Genomic DNA, 21587 nt, shown 5'->3' with positions numbered 1-21587 from the left:
TCGCAGCCGTCGAGTCGCGCTCCGTAAGCACCACCCACCATATCCGGCCAAAGCGCACCCGGCACCGAGAAAGGGATACCTGCGGATTCCGTCGTCCCGCACCGTCCGGGCCGCCTCCGTCGGCGTCCGTACCAGGGATCCCGTACGCCGGATCCCCGTACCTCGGATCCCCGTGCGTCGGATCTCCGCACCTCGCATGGCGCGGCGATTCGGAGCAGTCTGTAGGTGAATGTAGATAAATAGCCTGGATCTTCCCGTTGTGCAGGGAGCACCTCCATGTCTCTTACTCCGCCCCCGGGGCCGACCCCCGCCCCCACCTCCGGCCCCATTCCTGCTCGCACCGCCGGCTCTGCCCCCGGCCCCACCCCCGTGCCGGGCCCCGTCCGGCTCAGGGAGCGGGCGCAGGTCGCGCTGCGGCCCGCCGGATCCGCCCGTGTCACCGGCGGGTTCTGGCACGAGCGCCGACGCGTCAACGCCGAGGTGAGCATCCCCCAGGGCCCGGCCCTGCTGGACTCCGTGGGCAATCTGCACAACCTCCGGCTGGCCGCCGGGACGGCGACCGGCGAGTACCGGGGTGAGCTGCCCTTCCTCGACACCGATGTGACCAAGTGGCTGGAGGCCGCCTCCTGGCAGCTGGCGCAGACGGACCGGAAGGAGGGGTTCGCGCAGGCCGAGGACATGGGCCTGATGATCCGCCTCCTGGCCGACGCCCAGCAGGACGACGGCTACCTGCAGAGCTACTACCAGGTGGTCAGACCCACACTTCGCTTCGTCGAACTGCGCTGGGGCCACGAGCTGTACTGCGCGGGCCACCTCATCCAGGCCGCCGTCGCCCACCACCGGGCCACCGGACGCGAGGATCTGCTCACCGTCGCCCGCCGCTTCGCCGACCACATCGACGACACCTTCGGCCCCGGCAAGCCCGTCGACGGCATCGGCGGGCACGCCGAGATCGAGACCGCCCTGGTGGAGCTCTACCGGGAGACCGGCGAGCGACGCTATCTGGACCTGGCCGGGTACTTCGTCGACCGGCGCGGGCACGGCCTGCTGCACGATGGGCGCCCCATGCTGGGCGACGCACACGCCGTCCCCCCGGGCCCCGCGTACTTCCAGGACCATGTCCCGGTGCGGGAGGCCGAGACCGTGACCGGCCATGTCGTACGCCAGCTCTATCTGCTGTCCGGCGTCGCCGACCTGGCCGCCGAGACCGGCGATCAGCAGCTGCGCGCCGCGATGGAGCGGCTGTGGGAGTCGATGACCACCACCAAGACCTATCTCACCGGCGGCCTCGGCGCCCACCACGAGTCGGAGGACTTCGGCGACCCGTACGAACTGCCCAACGAGCGGGCGTACTGCGAGACGTGCGCGGCCGTCGCCTCGATCCAGTGGAACTGGCGGATGGCCCTGCTCACGGGCGAGACCCGCTACTCGGACCTGATCGAGCGGACGCTCTTCAACGGCTTCCTGTCCGGAGTCTCCCTGGACGGGCTGCGCTGGCTGTACGTCAACCCGCTCCGGGTGCGCGACGGTTACGAGTCACACGGCGGGGACAACACCGCGCGCCGCACCCCGTGGTTCACGTGCGCCTGCTGCCCGCCCAATGTCATGCGGCTGCTCGCGAGCCTGCCCCACTACCTGGCCAGTACCGACACCGACGGCCTGCAACTGCACCAGTACGCCACCGGCTCGTACAGCGGGCTCACCGGCGGCGGGCTGGTCGCGGTCCGGGTCGACACCGACTACCCGTGGCAGGGCCGGATCGCGGTGACCGTCGACGAGGCGGGCCCGGGGGAGTGGACCCTGTCGCTGCGGGTGCCGCAGTGGTGCGAGAAGCAGACGCTGGAGATCGGTGCCACGCCCGTCGAGCAGGCGCCGGAGAACGGCTGGCTGCGGATCCGCCGCACCTGGCGGCCCGGCGACACGGTCGTGCTCAACCTCGGCATGGAGCCGCGGCTCACCGAAGCCGACCCCAGGGTCGACGCGGTGCGGGGCTGCGTGGCCATCGAGCGCGGCCCGCTCGTCCACTGCCTGGAGCAGGTGGACCAGCCCGGCGTCCCCGGCCTGGACGACATCGTGCTCGACCCCGCCGCGGAACTGACCGTCCGGCACCGCCCCGACCTGTTGGGCGGGGTCACCACCGTGATCGGCTCCGGCCGGCTGCGGGCCCGCCCCACCGGACAGGGCTGGTGGCCGTACCGCACGACCCGAGCCACCGGTCCCACGGACGCCTCCGCGGACACCTCCGCGGACACCTCCGCGGACACCTCCACGGACGCACCTCTCGAACTGACCGCCATCCCCTACTACGCCTGGGCCAACCGCGAGGACGGCAGCATGCGCGTCTGGCTGCCCACGAGCTGAAGGCGACCCCCACCACTTCTTAAGGACCGCAGTCATGAGAACCAGAAGAGCAAGGGCAGCGGGTGTGCTGCTGACGTCCGTGGCGCTGTTCGCCGCCGCGTGCGGCGGCTCGGGCTCGGACACGTCGGGTTCCGACTCGGGAACCATCACTCTGTGGGCCCGCGACAGCCAGAAGGCCTTCATCAACATCGTCGCGGACACCTGGAACAAGGACCATGACACGAAGGTGAAGGTGACCGTCGTGCCCCAGGCCAACTTCGTCCAGAAGTTCGGCACCGCGGCCGCGGGAGGCTCCGGACCCGACGTCGCCTCCATCGACCTCGTGTATCTGCCGTACTTCGCCTCCACCGGGGTACTGGACGACATCACGGATCTGGCGAACGACCTGCCGTACAAGGACGACCTGAGCGCCGCCCACCGCAGACTCGCCACGTACAACGACCGTACGTACGCGCTGCCCTTCACCGCCGAGGCGTCCGTGCTCTTCTACAACAAGGACCTGTTCAGGAAGGCCGGTCTCGACCCGGACAAGCCCCCGGCGAACTACGCGGAGATCATCTCCGCCGCGAAGAAGATCCGCGCGCTGGGTAACGGCACCTACGGGTACGCCATCGCCGGGCAGTGCGGCGGCTGCCAGGTCTTCGAGTTCACGCCGCACATCTGGGCCAGCGGCGGCGACGTGCTCTCCGCCGACGGCAAGAAGGCCCTGTTCGACACAGCCGAGGTCACCGACGCCCTCACCTTCTACCGGACGCTGTACACCGACGGCACGATGCCGGCCCAGTCCAGGACCGATACGGGAACCAACCAGCCCGCCGCGTTCCTGAGCGGCAAGCTGGGCATGACCCCGCTCGGAGCCTTCTTCGTGCAGGTCCTCAAGCAGAACGACAAGATCGACTTCGGTGTCGCTCCACTGCCCGGCAAGAACGGTGGCTCGGCCTCCTTCTCGGGCGGTGACGAGATCGCCGTCACCAAGAACGCGAAGAACAAGGAGCAGGCACAGGAGTTCGTCAGGTGGGCGACCGGCGAGCAGGCTCAGACGGTCCTCGCGGAGAACAGCATCGTTCCGGTACGCACCGATCTGATCGACAAGATCTACACTCCGCTCGATCCCCGGAACAAGGTGCTGGCCGACGCGATGAAGGAAGGCCGTACGCCGTACAGCACGGTCGAGAACGCGCTGTTCAACGACAGCAACGGGCCCTGGGTCAGGATGATCAACCGGGCCGTCTTCGACGGTGACATCGCCCAGGCACAGGAGGAAGGGCAGAAGGCCGCCCAGTCCATCATCGACGACGCGCCATGAGCGGAGACCGCCACCGCGGCCGCCGTCAACTGCCCTTCCCGGGACCGGCGGCCACGGCCGGCGCCGTCCGCCGACGGCCACTGTCCCGGGCCGGGCGGCGTCGGCTGGCCGGTGTCGCGATGACGACACCCGCCCTGGCGATGATCACGCTCTTCTTCCTCGTCCCGCTCGTCATGATGCTGTGGATGTCGCTCCACAACTGGCCGCTGCTGGGGGAGCACCGCTTCACCGGCCTGAAGAACTACCGCGACGCCCTGCACGACACCGAGTTCCGCACCGCCGTGATCTTCACGGTCAAGTACACGCTCATCACCACGCCGGTGCTGTTCGTCCTCGGCCTCGCGTTGGCCCTGCTGGTCCGCCGGAGACACCGCGGCGCCCGCTTCTTCCAATTCCTGTACTTCGTGCCGGTCGTGGTCGGTCTCGCCTCGGCGGCCTTCCTGTGGCTGTTCATGTTCCAGTCCGACATCGGCCCGGCCGGTGACCTCGCCGACCACCTCGGCCTCGGCAGCCGTACCACCAACTTGTTCGCCGGATCGGCGTCCGCGATGCTCGTGGTCATCGGCATGGTGACCTGGAAAGTCGTCGGCCTGCAGATGCTTCTGCTGCTGACCGGACTCCAGTCGATCCCCACCGACGTGGAGGAGGCCGCCAGAATCGACGGCGCGAGCCGCCTGCAGACCTTCCGTTACGTCATCCTTCCGCTGCTGCGCCCGACGCTGGCCCTGGTCCTGGTCTTCTCCGTCGCCGGTTCGCTGCTCGCCTTCGACCAGTTCTACGTCATGACCGGCGGCGGCCCGTCGAACTCGACGATCACCGCGGTGTACGAGATCTACCGGACGTCCTTCATCAAGTTCCAGCTCGGATACGGCTCGGCCCTGTCCGCCCTGCTGATGATCGTGCTCGTCGCGGTCAGCGCGGTACAGCTGCTGCTGTTGCGCTCTTCCGACCAATGAGGACCCGAACCGCACGCGAACCATGAGGACCCGAGACCCGAGGACCCCAGGACCCGAGACCCGAGACCCGAGGAACTGAAACCCGAGGACCTGAACCGTGAGCGCTCGCACCGCGAGGACCCGAGACCGGGGAAGAGGCCCGGTGGAGAAGGACTCGACGAACCTGGTGGCCGCCATCCGCCAGTCGCTGCCGCGCGCCGCCTGGTGGGCGGTCTGCACCAGCCTGGCCGTGCTGTTCCTCTACCCGCTGTACGTGATGGTGTCGCAGAGCCTCAAGGCGCCGGGCGAGGCCGCCACCGCGCCGCCCACCCTCTATCCGCACGAGCTGTCCCTCGACAACTACCGGGCCCTGGGCGGTGACACGGGGATCGACATCGTGGCCAGCGCCGGAAACAGCCTGCTGGTCTCCCTCGGCGCCACACTGGCGACGGTGGTCCTCAGCACGCTCGCGGGCTACGGGTTCGCGCGACTGCGCTTCCCCGGCAGCAACATCCTCTTCTTCGCCACCCTCGCCACCTTCATGATCCCCTTCCAGGCGGTCATCACCCCGCTCTACCTGCTCCTCAACAACCTCGGCCTCCAGGACTCGCGGCTCGGACTGGCCGCCGTCTACACCACCTTCCAGCTCCCCTTCGGGCTGTTCCTGATGCGCAACTCCTTCGCGGCCGTGCCCCGCAGCCTCGAAGAGGCCGCGCTGATCGACGGCTGCGGCATCCTCAAGGCGATGGTCCGCGTCGTCCTGCCAGTCGCCGCGCCGGGCGTCATCACCACCGCCCTGCTCACCTTCTTCGCCTGCTGGAACGAGTTCTTCGCGGCGCTGATCCTCGTCACCGACCAGGAGAAATTCACCCTCCCGGTCAGCCTCAGCGTCCTCGCCAGCGGCAACCTCGGAAGCGTCGACTGGGGGGTCCTCCAGGCCGGCGTCGCGGTGACCATCGTCCCCTGCGTCGTCATCTACCTGCTGCTGCAGAAGTACTACGTCGGCGGGCTGCTCAGCGGTCCGGTGAAGTAGCGGCGCTCAGGGGCGGTCTTGAGCGGCGCGACGGAGCGTGTCGGGCGGCGGCCTCGGGTAGGTACCCGACTCCGGCCGACGAGGACACGCAGACCCAGGAAGTAGGCAGAGCCGTACGAGGGCGAGGGCCCTGTTCTGTGGAGACATCGCGTTCGACGTGGCGCTTCGCGTTCCGCACCTTCCTGACCCGGACCAGAAGACGCACGCGTTCGAGAACCTGGTGAGTGCCGGAGGGGTGGCTGCCAACTCTGCGGTGGCTTGCGCCCGACAGGGCGTCACCACAGCCCTGCTCGCCGTCGTCGGGGACGATGTGCTCGGCGCCTGCACCAAGGACTTCCTTGCCTCGCGGGGCGTCGATGTCACGGCCGTCACCACCACACCCGGGATCACCGGCCACCTCGGTGCCCAAGGGGGTACCCGGACAGGGAGACGACGGACGAACTCCTCGCGAAAGGCCGACCCCGGGAGTCGGACGCGCCGCGGGACACGACCTAGGCGTATGGGCCACGCAGGGTTGTTGGCGTGGGTGAAGGTGGGTGGATCAGTCCGAGGCGGATGCCGGTGACCCGGTCACAGCGCTCGCCCGCCAGGTGTCCCGGCAGCCTGGAGGACCCGCTGTCGACCCATCTGCGGACGGACGACATGCCACCGCTGCCGTCACCTTGAGGTGCGCTCCGGTACGCGCGGTGGACGCCTGCCGGGGCGCCAGGATCGGGTCCGGGATCCGTTCGACCAAGCTCACGATCTTCGCGCAGGGCCACCAGTTCCCGATGTGCCGCTGGGCGGAGTTCCATCCGTTGTCCCGGCTGTGGTCCCTGCGGTGGGCGGAGACCTGCCTGGGCCTGCTGCCGGCGGGCGCGCCGACCGGGCTGTGCGGCTGGTGGATCCGCCGCCGACCGGTCTGAACCGTGGTGCGGAGCCGACTCGCTGCCTCAGCACTCGATGATGTTCACCGCAAGCCCGCCCCGAGCCGTCTCCTTGTACTTCACGCTCATGTCCGCCCCGGTCTCCTTCATCGTCTTGATGACCTTGTCCAGGGACACCTTGTGCGAGCCGTCGCCGCGCATCGCCATCTTGGCGGCGGTGACCGCCTTGACCGCCGCCATGCCGTTGCGTTCGATGCAGGGGATCTGTACGAGGCCGCCGACCGGGTCGCAGGTGAGGCCGAGGTTGTGCTCCATGCCGATCTCCGCGGCGTTCTCTACCTGTTCGGGCGATCCGCCGAGCACCTCGGCCAGCGCGCCCGCCGCCATCGAGCAGGCCGAGCCGACCTCGCCCTGGCAGCCGACCTCGGCACCGGAGATGGAGGCGTTCTCCTTGAAGAGCATGCCGATCGCGCCCGCGGCGAGCAGGAACCGTACGACTCCCTCCTCGTCGGCGCCCGGCACGAAGTTGATGTAGTAGTGCAGGACCGCCGGGATGATGCCCGCCGCGCCGTTCGTCGGGGCGGTCACGACGCGGCCGCCCGCCGCGTTCTCCTCGTTCACCGCCATCGCGTACAGCGTGATCCACTCCATCGCGTGCGCCAACGGGTCGCCCTCGGCGCGCAGTTGGCGGGCCGACATGGCCGCGCGGCGGCGGACCCTGAGGCCGCCCGGCAGGATGCCCTCGCGGGACATGCCGCGCGACACGCACGCCTGCATCACCCGCCAGATGGCGATGAGCCCGTCGTGGATCTCGTCCTCGGTGCGCCAGGCCCGCTCGTTCTCCAGCATCAGGGCGGAGATCGACAGGCCCGTCTCCTTCGCCAGGCGCAGCAGCTCGTCGCCCGTGCGGAAGGGGTACTTGAGGACCGTGTCGTCCAGCTTGATGCGGTCCGCGCCCACCGCGTCCTCGTCGACGACGAAACCACCGCCCACCGAGTAGTACGTCTTCGACAGCAGCTCGGCGCCCGAGGCGTCGTACGCCCACAGCGTCATGCCGTTCGCGTGGTACGGCAGCGTCTTGCGGCGGTGCAGGATCAGATCGTCGTCGAAGGAGAAGCCGATCTCCTGGTCGCCGAGCAGGGCGATGCGGCCAGACGACTTGATCCGCTCGACGCGGTCGTCGGCCCCCTCCACGTCCACCGTGCGCGGCGAGGCGCCCTCCAGACCGAGCAGCACCGCCTTGGGGGTGCCGTGGCCGTGTCCGGTCGCGCCCAGTGAGCCGTACAGCTCGGCGCGTATCGAGGTCACCGAGGGCAGGACGTCCTCGTTGCGCAGCCGGCGCGCGAAAATCCGCGCGGCGCGCATCGGGCCGACCGTGTGGGAGCTGGACGGGCCGATGCCGATCGAGAACAGGTCGAAGACCGAGATGGCCACGGGGACTCCTCAATACAGGGTGGTGCAGGGTGTGGGGCGTCCCGCTCACTACGAGTGTGCGGGACACCCCACAAAAAGGAACTACTTGTTCAGACCGGGGTACAGCGGGTGCTTGTCGGCGAGCGCCTTGACCCGGGTCCTGAGGGGCTCCGCGTCGGCCTCACCGAAGGACGCGGGCGCCTTCAGCGCCTCGGCGATGACGTCCGCGACCTCGGCGAAGTCCTCGGCCGTGAAGCCGCGGGTGGCCAGGGCGGGCGTGCCGATCCGCAGGCCCGAGGTGACCATCGGCGGGCGCGGGTCGTTCGGGACCGAGTTGCGGTTGACCGTGATGCCGACCTCGTGGAGACGGTCCTCGGCCTGCTGGCCGTCCAGCTCCGAGTCGCGCAGGTCGACCAGGATCAGGTGGACGTCCGTACCGCCGGAGAGCACGTTCACACCGGCCGCGCGGGCGTCGGCGGCCGTCAGCCGCTCGGCGAGGATCCGGGCGCCCTCGACCGTACGGCGCTGGCGCTCCTTGAAGTCCTCGCTCGCGGCGACCTTGAAGGAGACCGCCTTGGCCGCGATCACGTGCTCCAGGGGACCGCCCTGGAAGCCCGGGAAGACGGACGAGTTCAGCTTCTTCGCGAAGGCCTTCTTGGCGAGGATGATTCCGCCGCGCGGTCCGCCCAGCGTCTTGTGGGTGGTGGAGGTGACCACGTCCGCGTACTCCACCGGGTTCGGGTGGAGACCGGCCGCGACCAGACCCGCGAAGTGCGCCATGTCGACCCACAGGAAGGCCTCGACCTCGTCCGCGATCCGGCGGAACTCGGCGAAGTCCAGCTGCCGCGGGTACGCCGACCAGCCCGCGATGATCACCTTCGGACGGTGCTCCTTGGCGAGCCGCTCGACCTCGGCCATGTCGACCAGGCCGGCGTCGTCCACGTGGTAGGCGACCACGTTGAACTGCTTGCCGGAGAAGTTGAGCCGCATCCCGTGGGTCAGGTGGCCGCCGTGGGCCAGGTCGAGGCCGAGGATGGTGTCGCCGGGCTGGGCCAGCGCGAACAGCGCGGCCTGGTTGGCGGAGGCGCCCGAGTGCGGCTGCACGTTGGCGTACTCGGCGCCGAACAGCTCCTTGACCCGGTCGATCGCGATCTGCTCGGCGACGTCGACGTGCTCGCAGCCGCCGTAGTAGCGGCGGCCCGGGTAGCCCTCGGCGTACTTGTTGGTGAGGACCGATCCCTGCGCCTCCATGACCGCGACCGGGGCGAAGTTCTCCGAGGCGATCATTTCGAGGGTGGACTGCTGGCGGTCCAGCTCGGCGTCGACGGCGGCGGCGACGTCCGGGTCGAGCTCGTGGAGGGACTGGTTCAGAAGCGACATCGGTCAAGAGTCCTTAGCTGCCGGAGAATTCGGTGTACTCGTCCGCGGAGAGCAGGTCCTTCGGCTCGTCCGCGACACGCACCTTGAACAGCCAGCCACCCTCGAAGGGGGCCGTGTTCACCAGCGCGGGATCGTCCACGACATCCTGGTTGATCTCGGTGATCTCACCGCTGACCGGCGAGTACAGGTCGCTCACCGACTTGGTCGACTCCAGCTCGCCGCAGGTCTCGCCCGCGGTCACCGCGGCACCCACCTCCGGGAGCTGGACATACACGACATCGCCGAGCGCGTTGGCCGCGTGCTCAGTGATACCGACCGTCGAGACGCCGTCCTCGGCGCCCGACAGCCACTCGTGCTCCTTGCTGTAGCGCAGCTGCTGGGGATTGCTCATGGCCTGAATTCTCCTGTACGCGGGGGAGTGCTGACGCGGGGACTGGGGGTGGACCGGGCGGATGTGCCCGGACTCACTTTCATGGTCACTTCATGGTCGATTCATGACGCTCGCGGACCAGGGTGCACGGTCCGGCGCTCGCGAACCGGAGTTCACGCTCCGGCCCTCGCGGACCAGGGTCTACTTCTGGCGCTTGTAGAACGGCAGCGCCACGACCTCGTACGGCTCGTGGCTGCCCCGGATGTCCACGCCGACACCGGCCGTGCCGGGGGCGGAGTGCGCGGCGTCGACGTACGCCATCGCGATCGGCTTGCCGAGGGTCGGCGAGGGCGCGCCGGAGGTGACCTCGCCGACGACCTTGCCGTCGGCGACGACCGGGTAACCGGCGCGCGGTACGCGGCGGCCCTCGGCGATCAGGCCGACCAGGACGCGCGGGGGCTCGGACTCGGCACGGGCGGCGGCCGCGGACAGCGCCTCGCGCCCCACGAAGTCGCCCTCTTTCTCGAACTTCACGACCCGGCCGAGCCCCGCGTCGAACGGCGTGAGCGAGGTGCTCAGCTCATGCCCGTACAGCGGCATGCCTGCCTCCAGGCGCAAGGTGTCCCGGCAGGAGAGGCCGCAGGGCACCAGGCCCGCCGTGGCGCCCGCGTCGGTCAGCGCCCGCCACAGCTTCTCGGCGTCGGCCGGGGCCACGAACAGCTCGAAGCCGTCCTCGCCGGTGTAGCCGGTGCGCGCGATCAGGGCCGGGACGCCCGCGACCGTGCCGGGCAGGCCCGCGTAGTACTTCAGGCCGTCCAGGTCGGCGTCGGTGACGGACTTCAGGATGCCGGGGGACTCCGGTCCCTGTACGGCGAGCAGCGCGTAGGCGTCGCGGTCGTCGCGGACCTCGGCGTCGAAGCCGACGGCCCGCTCGACGAGCGCGTCCAGGACGGTCTGGGCGTTGGAGGCGTTGGCGACGACCAGGTACGTGGTGTCCGCGAGCCGGTAGACGATCAGGTCGTCGAGGATGCCGCCGTCGGCCCGGCAGATCATGGTGTAGCGGGCCCGGCCGGTCTTGACGCCCCCGATGTTGCCGACGAGCGAGAAGTCGAGCAGGGCGGCGGCCTGGGGCCCGGTCACGGTGATCTCACCCATGTGGGAGAGGTCGAAGAGGCCGGCCCTGGTGCGTACGGCGAGGTGCTCGTCGCGCTCGGAGGCGTACCGCAGGGGCATGTCCCAGCCGGCGAAGTCGGTCATCGTCGCGCCGAGCGAGCGATGGAGGGCATCGAGCGCGGTATGGCGCGGTTCAACAGGGGCGTTACTGCTCACGGTGGGGCTCCCAAGGCATGACGGCGAGGTCGTTCCTCCCCATCTGTCATCGGAACCTGAGAGGTTCGCCATGACCACCGGTCAACGGGATGGTCAGTGACTTGCACCGTGGGTGGAGCCGACGCCCTGGCTGAAAAAGGAGACGGCCCGCTTTTCAGATGTGCCTCGCCCACGCGGTAATGGGGGCCTGAGAGATTCAAGGGAGGGACTTGCTCCTTCGGCGCCCGGATCACGTACGCAGACGTGTCCGGAACTCTCCCGCGTGGATTCAAGCGGCCGGTATGCAGTTGGCGGGCACATCATTGCACGCATCGGAGCGGCGCGGCAGGGGCCCCTTCGCGAGGGGGCGGCACACGGCTTCCCGGCATGGCCGCACAGCGTCCACACAAGGTTCACAGGTGTCCACAGCGATCTGTGACGGGGCTGTGGCATGACAAGAACAGAAATGAGGGGTCCAGCGGATTACCTTCTCTTTACACTCGACGGGGATGGGTCTCCCGACCCCATGGGGAGGACGATCAGGGTGAACAGGACCACGGCATACGCCACGAGCGCGGCCATCGCGCTGCCCAAGCAGCCCACTGCCCCGGCCGGGGAGGCGTGCGGCCCGCTTCCGGCGCCCGTCGTCCGCGATCTGCGGGAGCGCGCGGGACACAGCCCGCACGGCCTGCGCTTCGGCGCGGCCGACGTGGTCGTGGTCACGGGCCTGCCAGGCAGCGGCAAGTCGACGCTGATGCGCCGGGCCGTGGCGGGCCGCCGCATCGACTCCCAGGACACCCGCGACCGCTGGGACGGCCGGCTGGCCCGCTTCCTGCCGTACGGGATCTACCGGCCCCTGGTCCGTGCCGCGCACTACGCGGGCCTGCGCAGGGCCCTGCGGTCCGGCGAGGGAGTCGTGGTGCACGACTGCGGGACGCAGGCCTGGGTGCGCAGCTGGCTGGCCCGGGACGCCAGGCGCCGCGGCGGCACACTGCACCTGCTGCTGCTCGACGTGGACCCCGGCACGGCCCTGGACGGCCAGCGTGAGCGGGGGCGCGGAGTGTCGAGGTACGCGTTCGCACGGCACCGCGGCGCGTTCCGCCGGCTGCTGCGCTCGGTGGAGAAGGGCGACCTCCCGGACGGCTGCGATTCGGCGGTCCTCATCGACCGGGCAGCGGCGGACGTGCTGCGGCGGGTCGACTTCGGCGACTGAGGTCCCGGTGACCGGATGGATTTCTGCGGGTGACGGCGCGTACGCGTAATCTCGTCATCCGCAGAAAGCGGTTCGAGCAGGCGGTAGCGAGATGGACTTCCCGGCACAGGACATTCCGGTGCAAGCACACCCACACCCCCATGTCGGCTGGCCCGGCAACGAGTTGGAGGCGGTACTGGCGGCCTCCCTCGGCGCGGCGTCGCCCTCGGCGGGGGCCCGGATCGTGGAGGTCATGGGCCGCAGCTTCCTCTGGGTGCCGCTGCCCGAGGGCGGCGGCCCGCACAGCGGCCCGCTCGACCTGCCCACGATGGAGCTCGGCGGACAGGCGTACGTGCCGGTCTTCAGCTCGGAGCAGCAGTTCCGCCAGGTCGTCGGCGACCACATGCCGTACACGGTGGCGCCCGCCGTCGAGTTCGCGCGCGGCCTGCCGCCTCAGGTGGGCATCGTGGTGAACCCGGACGGCACGGTCGGGGTGCCGCTGCCCCCGCTCGCCGTGGCCGAGTTGTGCCGGGCCGGGCGTACGGAGCTGGACGGGTCGGCGAGCGGCGGCCGGGTGCGGCTGTTCCAGCCGGACTGGCAGCACGACCCGGTGGACTTCCTGACCGTCGCCTCCGCGGAGTTCGCCGCGACCGGCGTCGTCCTGAGCGCCCGCCGCTGCCTGGCGAGCATCGAGGGCGGCGCCTCCGTGATGTTCATCGGCGTCGAGCTCACCCACTGGCACGACGACGCCCGCACCCTCCCCCTGGGCGCCGTGGGCCGGGCCCTCGGCCAGGTCCCCGTGCAACACCCGGTGAACGTCGTCTTCCTGGACGTCGCCCAGGACCCGGTGGGCGACTGGCTACGGGCCCAGGTGCGCCCGTTCTACACCTGGTCCCACTGAGGCGCGCCCCAAAGGGGTGCGGGGAACGGCGCGCTCAGCCGAACACAACCCGCAGTCGGCGGATAACAGAAAGCCCCGAGCTCTCACCGGTTTCCCAGCGGAGCGCAACGGTGCTGTCGGGATCGCCACTTAAGCTGGTTTCATGGCTCGGTCGGGGTACTGCCACGTTCAAGCGAACGCAGGCCCCGCCGAAGGGGACCCGTATGTCAGGGATGTCGCGAAGGGGCGGTAGAAGGTGAGCGCGTCGGGCACGGCCGCGGCCGGGCAGGTCGAGCACATGCTGCGCCAGGTGACGCCCGGGCGTTACGACGCCTACGAGGCGCTCCTGCGCGCGCTCGCGACCCCGTCGTCCGGCCAGGTCTGGATGCTGCTCTGGCACGGCCAGGCCGGCTCGCCCGACGCCCAGTACGGAAACATGGAAGTGGGCGGCTACGGCTACGCGCCCTGTGTGACCTCCGCCCAGGAGCTCTCGGCGAGCGGCTGGAACCGTTCGTACGAGGTGGTCGACGGACTCGACGTGGCCCGCACCCTCTACCCCGACCACTACGGCCTCTGGCTGAACCCGCACGCGCCGGGCGGCGGCGTCGGCATCCCCTGGCTGGATCTGCGCCGGATCACCACCGGCCTGGAGCGGCAGCCCGCGGGCCCGCTGAGGCTGTCCGATCCGGCCATCGAGATCCCGCAGTTCTACGCCCTGCTCACCCAGAACGCGCACCGGACGAACGCCGTCCGCTCGCTGCGCCGAGCCTGGGTGCAGCCCGCGCTCGGGGCGCCGTATCTCGCCATCGGACTCGATGTGTACGACACCAGCCCGCCCGCGGTGGACTCGGTGCGGGCGATGATGCAGCAGTCCATCGGAGCGGTGCCGGACGGCCTGCCGGTCTCGACGGTCGCGATGTCCGACGAGTACGACCCGGTGGCCCTGTGGCTGCGGGTGAACGCGCGGCCGTTCTACGATCGTGAGGCCCACGCGGCGCCCGCCCAGGCGCCGGCGGCCGGCGGATACGGATTCCCGGGTACGTACTGAGCTCATCCGAAGACCTGAGATGATCCGGACTCGTCGAGTCCGTTCCTGTTCGAACTCATTGAGTCCATTCCGTGGAGCATCCGCTTCCCCTCCCGCCTCAACCCCGGGCGGTATGTCCAGATCTACGCGGGTAAATGAGATGTAAGGCCGCTTCCGCACCAAATGTTCCGCGTCCGACCCCTGTTACCCGGCGTTCGGATAACGGAACCCCCCAGACAGCATCACGTTTGCGCATCCATTCACCGTCAGGTCTGGCAACAGATCGCTGAGGCGTTGAAGACTCCCGGTCCAGGGGGTTTCGCCCCCGTGTACGACGGACTGATCACGCCGCTACAGCGGCAAGTGTGGGCCGGCTACCGCCGGTTGAGAGGGGTCCCTGCCACGATGACGGCACCATTGCACGAGCCGACGGCCGAAGCCGCGCCGAGCGCGGCCGAGGAGGCGGCGCTCGGCGCCGGTTCCGCCGAGGCGAAGGCGGTACAAGGACGTTCCCTCGGCCGCATCGCCTGGGAGCGCCTGAAGCGCGACAAGCTGGCCCTGACGGGTGGCGTCGTCGTGCTCGTGCTGATCGCGATCGCGCTGCTCGCCCCCGTGATCACGAACCTGGTCGGGCAGGACCCCGAGGCCCACCACGAGGACCTGATCGATCCGCTCTTCTCGACCCCCACGGGGTCCTTCGGCGGCATCAGCGGAGACCACCTCTTCGGCGTCGAGCCGGTCAGCGGCCGTGACATCTTCGCCCGGATCGTCTACGGCGCCCGGATCTCGCTCCTGGTCGGTTTCCTGTCGGCCCTGGTCGCCGTGGTCCTCGGCACGGTCCTCGGTGTCCTCGCCGGCTACTTCGGCGGCTGGGTCGACGCGCTCATCAGCCGGGTGATGGACGGCCTGCTGGCCTTCCCGCAGCTGCTCTTCATCATCGCCCTGGTCTCGGTCATGCCGAACGAGATGCTGGGCCTGACCGGCACGGGCGTGCGCCTGTTCGTCATGATCCTGGTGATCGGCTTCTTCGGCTGGCCCTATGTCGGACGTGTGGTGCGCGGCCAGACGCTCTCCCTGCGCGAGCGCGAGTACGTGGAGGCGGCGCGCAGCCTCGGGGCCGGGCGGTTCTACATCCTGTTCAAGGAACTGCTGCCCAACCTCGTCGCGCCCATCATCGTGTACACGACGATGATGATCCCGACCAACATCCTCACCGAGGCGGCGCTCAGCTTCCTGGGCGTGGGCGTCAAGCCGCCCACCGCCTCCTGGGGTCAGATGCTCTCCTCCGCGATCGACTACTACGACTCGGACCCCACCTACATGGTGATCCCGGGTGTAGCGATCTTCATCACCGTGCTCTCCTTCAACCTCTTCGGCGACGGCGTACGCGATGCGCTCGACCCGAAGGGTTCCCGCTGAACTGCCGTACCCCCAGGGCCCGTCATCTGTCGACGGGCCGCTATATATCGGAGGATCCGAGTGAGTACCCAACGCACCACAGGGCGGCGCAAGCAGGCCGTGGCCGCCGCAGCCGTGGTCGCTGCACTGCTGTCCACGGCGGCGTGCGGCGGCGGCGGCAACGACGACGACGGCGGCTCGAAGAACGGCGCGGCCGGCTTCAACGCAGCCAACAACAAGGTCGCGCAGGCCTCCCTCGCCAAGAAGGGCGGCACGCTGAAGTTCGCCGGCGCCCAGGATGCCGACTCGTGGGACACCACGCGCGGTTACTACGGCTTCATGTGGAACTTCTCGCGCTACTACAGCCGTCAGCTGGTGACCAACAAGGCGGAGCCGGGTGCCGAGGGCGCCAAGGTCACGCCTGACCTCGCCACCAGCACGGCCGAGATCAGCGCCGACAAGAAGACCTACACGTACAAGCTGCAGGACGGGATCACCTGGGAGGATGGCAAGCCCATCACCTCCAAGGACATCAAGTACGGCATCGAGCGCGTGTGGGCGCAGGACGTGCTGTCCGGCGGGCCGATCTACCTCCAGCAGGTGCTCGACCCCAAGGCCGAGTACAAGGGCCCCTACAAGGACAAGTCCGCGGACAAGCTGGGTCTGAAGGCGATCGAGACGCCGGACGACAAGACCATCGTCTTCAAGCTGCCCGAGGCGAACTCGGACTTCGAGGAGATGCTCGCGCTGACCTCGGCGTCCCCGGTCCGCCAGGACAAGGACACCAAGTCCAAGTACGGCCTGAAGCCGTTCTCGTCCGGCCCGTACAAGTTCCAGTCGTACACGCCGAACAAGAACCTCACGCTGGTCCGCAACACCGAGTGGAAGCAGTCCTCGGACCCGATCCGCAAGGCGTACCCGGACAAGATCACGGTCAACTTCTTCACCAACGCCAATGACATGGACCAGCGCCTGATCAACGGCGACTACGACCTGGACATCGGCCAGACCGGTCTGTCCCCGCAGGGCCGCACCACCGCCCTGAAGGAGCACAAGGGCAACCTGGACAACCCGGTCTCCGGCTACATCCGCTACGCGGTCTTCCCGCAGAGCGTCAAGCCGTTCGACAACGAGCACTGCCGCAAGGCCGTGATCTACGGCGCCGACCACGAGTCGCTGCAGACCGCTCGCGGTGGCCCGGTCGCCGGTGGTGACATCGGCACCAACATGCTGCCGCCGTCCGTCCCGGGCTCCGAGGGCCAGAAGTACGACCCGTACGAGTCGGCCACGACGAACAAGAACGGCAACGCCGCCAAGGCCAAGGAAGAGCTCAAGGCCTGCGGTCAGCCGAACGGCTTCAAGACCACCATCGCGGTCCGCAACAACAAGCCGGTCGAGGTGGCCACCGCCGAGTCCCTCCAGGCCTCGCTGAAGAAGGTCGGCATCACCGCCGAGATCGACCAGTTCGACGGTGCGCAGACCACCGGCATCATCGGTAGCCCCGAGAACGTGAAGAAGAAGGGCTACGGCATCATCATCATGGGCTGGGGCCCGGACTTCCCGACCGTCCAGGGCTACGGCCTGCCCCTGTGGGACAGCGCCTACATCCTCGAGAGCGGCAACAACAACTTCGCCCTGATCAAGGACAAGACGATCGACGGCCTCTTCGACAGCTATGTCAAGGAGCTCGACGACGCGAAGAAGGCCGAGATCTCCTCGGAGATCAACCACAAGGTCATGGAGGGCGGTTACTACCTGCCCTTCGTCTTCGAGAAGTTCATCAACTGGCGCTCCAGCAACCTGGCGAACGTCTACACGACCGACGGCTACAGCGGTCAGTACGACTTCGTCAACCTGGGCCTGAAGAAGTAACACCGACCGGCGCACCCGCCATACGGCACGAAAGGCAGGTGAAGGCCGGCGCGGCGTGACCCGCGGGCCACCGGAAGACCTCCGGTGGCCCGCGGCACCGCCGCCGGGCCGAGAGCAGTGCTCGCATACCTCATCAGGCGGCTCTTCGCCGCCGCAGTGATGCTGGTGGTCATCATTCTGGTGGTCTTCGGCATCTTCTTCCTCGTCCCCCGATGGGCGGGCGTGGACCCGGCCACGATGTTCGTGGGCAAGCAGGCCGACCCCGCGGCCATCGAGGCCGTGCGGCAGAAGCTCGGTCTGGCTGATCCGATCTTCGCCCAGGTCTGGGAGTTCTTCAAAGGCCTTTTCGTGGGCCGCACCTACTCGGGCGGCGGTGACGTCACCGAGTGCGCTGCCCCCTGCTTCGGCTACTCCTTCCGCAACGAGCAGGCCATCTGGCCGGTGCTCACCGACCGCTTCCCAGTGACCCTGGCTCTCGCGCTCGGTGCCGCCATCCTGTGGCTGATCTTCGGTGTCGCGGCGGGCGTGCTCTCCGCGCTCAAGCGCGGTTCCCTCTGGGACCGTGGCGCGATGATCGTCGCCCTCGGCGGCGTCTCGCTCCCCATCTACTTCACCGGCCTGCTGTCGCTCGCGATCTTCAGCTACGGACTGGGCTGGATCGACGCCCAGTACGTACCCATCGAGGAGAGCGTCACCGGCTGGCTCGGCGGCATGATCCTGCCCTGGGTCACGCTCGCCTTCCTCTACGCGGCGATGTACGCCCGCATCACCAGAGCCACCATGCTGGAGGTCCTGGGCGAGGACTACATCCGCACCGCCCGCGCCAAGGGCCTGCGCGAACCCGTCGTCATCGGCAAGCACGCGATGCGCTCCACCATGACGCCGATCCTCACCATGCTCGGCATGGACCTCGGCGCCCTGATCGGCGGCGCGATCCTCACCGAGACCACGTTCAGCCTTCCCGGCCTCGGGCAGGCGGTCCTCAAGGCGATCAGCGACAAGGACCTGCCCGTCATCCTGGGCGTCACGCTGATCACCTCGCTCGCGGTGATCGTCGCGAACCTCCTGGTGGACCTGCTGTACGCCGTGATCGACCCCCGAGTGAGGCTCTCATGACCGAACTCAGCAAGAGTGGAGCCGCGGTGGGCGAGCCCGTCAAGGACTCGCCCGCGCCCTCCGCCTTCCTCGAAGTCCGCGACCTGAAGGTCCACTTCCCGACCGACGACGGCCTGGTCAAGTCCGTCGACGGGCTCAGCTTCACGCTGGAGAAGGGCAAGACCCTCGGCATCGTGGGCGAGTCCGGCTCCGGCAAGTCGGTGACCTCGCTCGGCATCATGGGCCTGCACACCGCGGGCCAGTACGGCAAGCGCAAGGCACAGATCTCCGGCGAGATCTGGCTCGACGGCACGGAACTGCTCTCCGCCGACCCCGACTACGTGCGCAAGCTGCGTGGCCGCGAGATGGCGATGATCTTCCAGGACCCGCTGTCGGCGCTGCACCCGTACTACACGATCGGCCAGCAGATCGTGGAGGCGTACCGGATCCACCACAAGGTCGACAAGAAGGTGGCGCGCAGGCGTGCCGTCGAGATGCTCGACCGGGTCGGCATCCCGCAGCCGGACAAGCGGGTCGACAGCTATCCGCACGAGTTCTCCGGCGGTATGCGCCAGCGCGCGATGATCGCGATGTCGCTGGTCAACAACCCCGAGCTGCTGATCGCGGACGAGCCGACGACCGCCCTCGACGTGACCGTCCAGGCGCAGATCCTCGACCTCATCCGGGACCTGCAGCAGGAGTTCGGCTCCGCGGTCATCATCATCACCCACGACCTGGGCGTCGTCGCCGAGCTCTCCGACGACATCCTGGTGATGTACGGCGGCCGCTGCATCGAGCGGGGCCCGGCCGAGAAGGTCTTCTACGAGCCCCGGCATCCGTACACCTGGGGCCTGCTCGGTTCCATGCCGCGCCTGGACCGTGAGCAGACCGAGCGGCTGATCCCGGTCAAGGGTTCCCCGCCCTCGCTGATCAACATCCCGTCGGGCTGCGCCTTCAACCCGCGCTGCTCGTACGCGGACGTCCCCAAGGACAACGTCACCCGCACGGTCCGCCCCGAGCTGACCGAGGTCGGCAGCCAGCACTGGGCCGCCTGCCACATGACGCATGAGCAGCGGGAACGGATCTGGACCGAAGAGATTGCGCCGAAGCTGTGAGTGACAAAGCAGAGGACAAACCCGTGGCCATCCCCGCGCAGAGCGACGGCACGGCGACTCTCACCAAGGGCGCCGCCCCCGGCGAGACGCTCCTGAAGGTGACCGGCCTGCAGAAGCACTTCCCGATCCGCAAGGGCCTGCTCCAGCGACAGGTCGGCGCGGTGCGGGCGGTCGACGGCCTCGACTTCGAGGTCAAGTCCGGCGAGACGCTCGGCGTCGTGGGCGAGTCGGGCTGCGGCAAATCGACCATGGGCCGGCTGATCACGCGGCTGCTCGAACCGACGGCGGGCAAGGTCGAGTTCGAGGGCAAGGACATCACACACCTCAGCGTCGCGGGCATGCGCCCGATGCGCCGTGACGTCCAGATGATCTTCCAGGACCCTTACTCGTCGCTGAACCCGCGCCACACCATCGGCACGATCGTGGGCGCCCCCTTCAAGCTCCAGGGCGTCTCGCCCGCGGGTGGCATCAAGAAGGAGGTCCAGCGGCTGCTGTCGGTGGTCGGTCTCAACCCCGAGCACTACAACCGCTACCCGCACGAGTTCTCCGGCGGCCAGCGCCAGCGCATCGGCATCGCCCGCGCGCTCGCGCTCAACCCGAAGATGGTCGTGGCGGACGAGCCGGTCTCCGCGCTCGACGTGTCGATCCAGGCGCAGGTGGTGAACCTGCTGGACGACCTCCAGCAGGAGCTGGGCCTCACGTACGTGATCATCGCGCACGACCTGTCCGTCGTACGCCATGTCTCGGACCGTATCGCCGTGATGTACCTCGGCAAGATCGTCGAGCTGGCCGACCGCGAGTCGCTGTACAAGGCGCCGATGCACCCGTACACCAAGGCGCTGATGTCGGCCGTGCCGATCCCGGACCCGCGGCGCAAGTCGGCCAAGAGCGAGCGCATCCTGCTCAAGGGCGACGTGCCCTCGCCGATCTCGCCGCCCAGCGGCTGCCGCTTCCACACGCGGTGCTGGAAGGCCACGCAGGTCTGCACGACGACCGAGCCGCCGCTCCTGGAGCTGAAGCCCGGTCAGCAGGTGGCCTGCCACCACCCGGAGAACTTCGAGGACCAGGCCCCGCAGGACACCGTGCTGCTGACCGCCGCGAAGGAGGCGGCGGAGCTGGTGGCCGACGAGGTGCTCGCGGAGTCGGCGGCGACGTCGGCGGCGGTCGCGGCGGAGGTGGCTGCCGCCACGGACGCACCGGCTTCCGCCGAGACCCCTTCTGGGACCTCCTCCGAGGACGAGGCTCCCGCCAAAGAGAAATAAGCAAGCGAAGTAATCAAGCGATGTAAGCAACAGAGACGTAAGTAACATCGAGCCTCTGCCTTGCAATGGAAGGCGGGGGCTCGGTGCTGGGTGAGAATGTTCGGGTGACCCAGGAACTCTTCACCCCGTCCGTCCAGCACACGCTCGACCTGATCGGCATCTTCGTCTTCGCGATCTCCGGCGCCCTGCTGGCCGTCCGCAAGAACTTCGACGTCTTCGGCATCGCCGTCCTGGCCGAGGTCACCGCGCTGGGCGGCGGGCTGTTCCGGGACCTGGTCATCGGGGCCGTACCGCCGGCGGCCTTCACGGATCTGGGGTACTTCATCACGCCGCTGTTCGCCGCTCTGCTGGTGTTCTTCCTCCACCCCGAGGTGGAGCGGATCCAGCGCGGTGTGAACGTCTTCGACGCGGCCGGGCTCGGCCTCTTCTGCGTCGCGGGCACGACGAAGGCGTACGAGTACGGGCTGGGCCTCACCGCCTCGGTGACCCTGGGACTGGCGACCGCCGTGGGAGGCGGCGTGCTGCGGGACGTCCTCGCCAACGAGGTGCCCTCGCTGCTGCGCTGGGACCGCGACCTCTACGCCGTGCCCGCCATAGTCGGCGCCACGATGGTCGCCCTGTGCATCCGCTACGACGCGCTGACCACCTTCACCTCCGCGCTCGCCGTCATCACGGCCTTCGTGCTGCGGCTGTTCGCGATGCGGTACCACTGGCGCGCACCCCGGGCGTGGAATCGGCGCTCGACGGCGGTCGAGGTGCCGGAGTGAGCCGGAG

19 protein-coding genes and 1 riboswitch are annotated in these 21587 nt (G+C 68.9%); of the genes, 15 read left to right on the top strand and 4 right to left on the bottom strand.

The window, feature by feature from the left end; translation table 11 throughout:
* Nucleotides 1-276: 276 nt before the first annotated feature.
* The 6 genes from OHA11_RS13080 to OHA11_RS13060 all read left to right on the top strand — a co-directional run bounded on the left by OHA11_RS13080 (nt 277) and on the right by OHA11_RS13060 (nt 6540).
* Nucleotides 277-2361 carry a glycoside hydrolase family 127 protein gene (locus OHA11_RS13080; protein ID WP_266495593.1) on the top strand — a complete coding sequence of 695 codons (2085 nt, stop codon included), beginning with the start codon at nt 277-279 and terminating at the stop codon, nt 2359-2361.
* Nucleotides 2362-2395: 34 nt separating this feature from the next.
* Complete coding sequence (locus tag OHA11_RS13075; protein ID WP_266495590.1) at nt 2396-3667, top strand: sugar ABC transporter substrate-binding protein; 1272 nt, start codon at nt 2396-2398, stop codon at nt 3665-3667.
* A complete protein-coding gene (locus OHA11_RS13070; RefSeq protein WP_266495587.1) occupies nt 3664-4623 on the top strand; it encodes a carbohydrate ABC transporter permease in 960 nt (319 codons plus the stop codon). The genes OHA11_RS13075 and OHA11_RS13070 overlap by 4 nt, the downstream gene beginning before the upstream one ends.
* A gap of 97 nt (nt 4624-4720) precedes the next feature.
* A complete protein-coding gene (locus OHA11_RS13065) occupies nt 4721-5635 on the top strand; it encodes a carbohydrate ABC transporter permease (RefSeq protein WP_266495585.1) in 915 nt (304 codons plus the stop codon).
* Nucleotides 5636-5765: 130 nt separating this feature from the next.
* Nucleotides 5766-6200, top strand: a complete 435-nt coding sequence (locus OHA11_RS48510; RefSeq protein WP_353962972.1) for a PfkB family carbohydrate kinase — start codon at nt 5766-5768, stop codon at nt 6198-6200.
* 121 nt (nt 6201-6321) lie between these two features.
* Nucleotides 6322-6540 (top strand): hypothetical protein, encoded by a 219-nt coding sequence (locus OHA11_RS13060; RefSeq protein ID WP_266495582.1) that lies wholly within the window; start codon nt 6322-6324, stop codon nt 6538-6540.
* A gap of 27 nt (nt 6541-6567) precedes the next feature.
* Here the strand turns inward: OHA11_RS13060 and OHA11_RS13055 are convergent, their stop codons facing one another.
* The 4 genes from OHA11_RS13055 to gcvT form a co-directional block, all read right to left on the bottom strand.
* Complete coding sequence (locus OHA11_RS13055; protein WP_266495580.1) at nt 6568-7935, bottom strand: L-serine ammonia-lyase; 1368 nt, start codon at nt 7933-7935, stop codon at nt 6568-6570.
* A gap of 81 nt (nt 7936-8016) precedes the next feature.
* On the bottom strand, nt 8017-9294 hold the full coding sequence (glyA, locus tag OHA11_RS13050) for a serine hydroxymethyltransferase (RefSeq protein ID WP_266495579.1): 1278 nt from the start codon (nt 9292-9294) through the stop codon (nt 8017-8019).
* Between the two features lie 13 nt (nt 9295-9307).
* Complete coding sequence (gene gcvH, locus OHA11_RS13045; RefSeq protein ID WP_266495577.1) at nt 9308-9685, bottom strand: glycine cleavage system protein GcvH; 378 nt, start codon at nt 9683-9685, stop codon at nt 9308-9310.
* Nucleotides 9686-9865: 180 nt separating this feature from the next.
* The gene (gcvT, locus tag OHA11_RS13040; protein ID WP_266495574.1) at nt 9866-10993 is read right to left on the bottom strand and encodes a glycine cleavage system aminomethyltransferase GcvT; all 1128 of its coding nucleotides are present in this window, start codon (nt 10991-10993) and stop codon (nt 9866-9868) included.
* 164 nt (nt 10994-11157) lie between these two features.
* A riboswitch (glycine riboswitch) is annotated at nt 11158-11264 on the bottom strand.
* Nucleotides 11265-11516: 252 nt separating this feature from the next.
* On the opposite strand from gcvT, the gene OHA11_RS13035 reads away from it, so the two are divergent.
* From OHA11_RS13035 to OHA11_RS12995, 9 genes are all read left to right on the top strand, one after another.
* Entirely contained in the window at nt 11517-12185 is a 669-nt protein-coding gene (locus OHA11_RS13035; protein ID WP_266495571.1) for an AAA family ATPase, read from the top strand.
* Between the two features lie 91 nt (nt 12186-12276).
* Nucleotides 12277-13065 (top strand): enhanced serine sensitivity protein SseB, encoded by a 789-nt coding sequence (locus tag OHA11_RS13030; RefSeq protein WP_266495568.1) that lies wholly within the window; start codon nt 12277-12279, stop codon nt 13063-13065.
* A gap of 235 nt (nt 13066-13300) precedes the next feature.
* Nucleotides 13301-14092: an enhanced serine sensitivity protein SseB C-terminal domain-containing protein gene (locus tag OHA11_RS13025; protein ID WP_266495565.1), complete on the top strand. Its 792-nt coding sequence runs from the start codon at nt 13301-13303 to the stop codon at nt 14090-14092.
* 384 nt (nt 14093-14476) lie between these two features.
* On the top strand, nt 14477-15490 hold the full coding sequence (locus tag OHA11_RS13020; protein ID WP_266495563.1) for an ABC transporter permease: 1014 nt from the start codon (nt 14477-14479) through the stop codon (nt 15488-15490).
* Between the two features lie 60 nt (nt 15491-15550).
* Nucleotides 15551-17341: an ABC transporter substrate-binding protein gene (locus OHA11_RS13015; protein WP_266495560.1), complete on the top strand. Its 1791-nt coding sequence runs from the start codon at nt 15551-15553 to the stop codon at nt 17339-17341.
* Nucleotides 17342-17458: 117 nt separating this feature from the next.
* Nucleotides 17459-18457: an ABC transporter permease gene (locus OHA11_RS13010; protein WP_266507123.1), complete on the top strand. Its 999-nt coding sequence runs from the start codon at nt 17459-17461 to the stop codon at nt 18455-18457.
* Nucleotides 18454-19551: an ABC transporter ATP-binding protein gene (locus OHA11_RS13005; protein ID WP_266495558.1), complete on the top strand. Its 1098-nt coding sequence runs from the start codon at nt 18454-18456 to the stop codon at nt 19549-19551. The genes OHA11_RS13010 and OHA11_RS13005 overlap by 4 nt, the downstream gene beginning before the upstream one ends.
* A 23-nt stretch (nt 19552-19574) precedes the next feature.
* Nucleotides 19575-20813 carry an ABC transporter ATP-binding protein gene (locus OHA11_RS13000; RefSeq protein WP_266495556.1) on the top strand — a complete coding sequence of 413 codons (1239 nt, stop codon included), beginning with the start codon at nt 19575-19577 and terminating at the stop codon, nt 20811-20813.
* 104 nt (nt 20814-20917) lie between these two features.
* A complete protein-coding gene (locus tag OHA11_RS12995; RefSeq protein ID WP_266495554.1) occupies nt 20918-21580 on the top strand; it encodes a trimeric intracellular cation channel family protein in 663 nt (220 codons plus the stop codon).
* Nucleotides 21581-21587: the final 7 nt, after the last annotated feature.

The sequence above is a fragment of the Streptomyces sp. NBC_00878 genome (assembly GCF_026341515.1).
Lineage (GTDB): Bacteria > Actinomycetota > Actinomycetes > Streptomycetales > Streptomycetaceae > Streptomyces.
The sequence above is the reverse complement of the archived record's forward strand: the minus strand, read 5'-3'. Positions and strand labels throughout refer to the sequence as shown.

What these genes read in the sequence shown, in the direction of transcription:
- OHA11_RS13080 (WP_266495593.1), top strand. Translation starts at nt 277, where the DNA reads ATGTCTCTTACTCCGCCCCCGGGGCCGACCCCCGCCCCCACCTCCGGC.
- OHA11_RS13075 (WP_266495590.1), top strand. Translation starts at nt 2,396, where the DNA reads ATGAGAACCAGAAGAGCAAGGGCAGCGGGTGTGCTGCTGACGTCCGTG.
- OHA11_RS13070 (WP_266495587.1), top strand. Translation starts at nt 3,664, where the DNA reads ATGAGCGGAGACCGCCACCGCGGCCGCCGTCAACTGCCCTTCCCGGGA.
- glyA (WP_266495579.1), bottom strand. Translation starts at nt 9,294, where the DNA reads ATGTCGCTTCTGAACCAGTCCCTCCACGAGCTCGACCCGGACGTCGCC.
- gcvH (WP_266495577.1), bottom strand. Translation starts at nt 9,685, where the DNA reads ATGAGCAATCCCCAGCAGCTGCGCTACAGCAAGGAGCACGAGTGGCTG.
- OHA11_RS13030 (WP_266495568.1), top strand. Translation starts at nt 12,277, where the DNA reads ATGGACTTCCCGGCACAGGACATTCCGGTGCAAGCACACCCACACCCC.
- OHA11_RS13020 (WP_266495563.1), top strand. Translation starts at nt 14,477, where the DNA reads ATGACGGCACCATTGCACGAGCCGACGGCCGAAGCCGCGCCGAGCGCG.
- OHA11_RS13005 (WP_266495558.1), top strand. Translation starts at nt 18,454, where the DNA reads ATGACCGAACTCAGCAAGAGTGGAGCCGCGGTGGGCGAGCCCGTCAAG.